The 1,585-nt window shown below is 66.4% G+C and carries 1 protein-coding gene and 1 tRNA gene; one reads left to right on the forward strand and one right to left on the reverse strand.

Annotated elements, in window-relative coordinates; all coding sequences use genetic code 11:
- Positions 1-63: 63 nt before the first annotated feature.
- A tRNA-Leu gene (locus tag ACIPIA_RS15925) sits at positions 64-148 on the reverse strand.
- 275 nt (positions 149-423) lie between these two features.
- On the opposite strand from ACIPIA_RS15925, the gene ACIPIA_RS15930 reads away from it, so the two are divergent.
- Positions 424-1,428 (forward strand): complex I NDUFA9 subunit family protein, encoded by a 1,005-nt coding sequence (locus tag ACIPIA_RS15930; protein ID WP_400510948.1) that lies wholly within the window; start codon positions 424-426, stop codon positions 1,426-1,428.
- Positions 1,429-1,585: the final 157 nt, after the last annotated feature.

The raw sequence follows: 1,585 nt of genomic DNA on the forward strand, positions 1-1,585 counted from the left end.
AAGGCCCCTGAAACGCTCGGTTTCAGGGGCCTTTCGATAATCGGCGAACACCGACCAAAAAGGTGGTGCCCAGGAGAGGACTCGAACCTCCACGGCTTTCACCACTGGTACCTGAAACCAGCGCGTCTACCAATTCCGCCACCTGGGCAACGGCGGTTCGTTTACGGGGGCCGAGTCGTGCTGTCAACGGGCTTCGATCAAGGAAATGCACTCCGCCGCTCGCAGCCTGTGGAAAGCGTTTCCGCGCGGAGCGTCCAGCCGGCCGAAAGCCATGAGGAAACGGCGCGAACCGGCGCTTCGACCGGCCAGCCTAGGGCGAAAGGCCGCATGCCTGCGCGGGAGGTGCGTTCGGCGCAAAAGGGATTTCCACTTTGGCGGAACATGATCTAGGAGGGCAGAAGCATTCTAAACGGAGCTCTCGCGATGGCCCCTCAAGCCCCGGCTCAGCAACTTGTCACGGTTTTCGGCGGTTCCGGATTCGTCGGCCGCCATGTCGTGCGGGCGCTCGTCAAGCGCGGCTATCGGGTGCGGGTCGCGGTGCGCCGGCCCGATCTCGCCGGCTTCCTGCAGCCCATCGGCACTGTCGGCCAGATTCACGCCGTTCAGGCCAATCTGCGCTATCCGGCCTCGGTCGCCGCCGCGGTGAAGGGCGCCGATGCTGTCATCAACCTTGTCGGCATTATGCAGGAGCAGGGCCGCCAAGGCTTCCCGGCCGTGCAGGCGAATGGCGCGCGCGCAGTCGCCCAGGCTTGCGCCGCGGCCGGCATCAGCCGTCTCGTTCATGTCTCGGCGCTTGGCGCCGACGCCGAATCGAAATCGGCCTATGCCCGCACCAAGGCCGAGGGGGAAGCCGCGGTGCTCGCCGCCGTGCCGGGTGCTGTCGTGCTGCGGCCGTCGGTGATGTTCGGCCCCGAGGACACCTTCTTCAACCGGTTTGCCTCGATGGCGCGGATGCTGCCTCTGCTGCCGCTGGTCGGAGATGGTGCGACGAAGTTCCAGCCGGCCTTCGTCGGCGATGTCGCCGAGGTTGCCGCGCGGGCGGTCGACGGCACGGTGTCTGGCGGGCGCGTCTATGAGCTCGGCGGCCCGGAGGTCCTGAGCTTGCGCCAGATCGTCGAGGAGGTCTGCAGCGTGACCGGCCGCAAGCGCCTGCTGGTGTCGCTGCCCTTCCCGCTGGCGCGCATCATGGGCAGCGTGCTGCAGGCCGTGGACGCGCTGACGCTCGGCCTGATTCCGGACGAACTCGTGCTGACGCGCGATCAGGTGACGCTGCTGGAAAGCGACAACGTCGTCTCACCCGCCGCGGCCAAGGAAGGTCGGGATTTTGCTGGGATCGGGTTCGCGCCGACTTCGGTCGAGGCGGTCATCTCCTCCTATCTCTGGCGCTTCCGCAAGACCGGCCAGTTCGACACCGCCCGGGCGAGCTGAACGGCCGCGCCGGGAAGCGGAGATGCCGTTCGACCTCGTCATCTACGATTGCGACGGCACGCTGATCGACAGCGAGACGCTCTACAGCGAGGTCAGCCTCGTGCTGTGTCACGAGATCGGCCTGACGCAGTGGACGATCGAGGACTACAACGCCAAT

Source organism: Allobosea sp. CER48, from assembly GCF_044752385.1.
GTDB lineage: Bacteria > Pseudomonadota > Alphaproteobacteria > Rhizobiales > Beijerinckiaceae > Allobosea.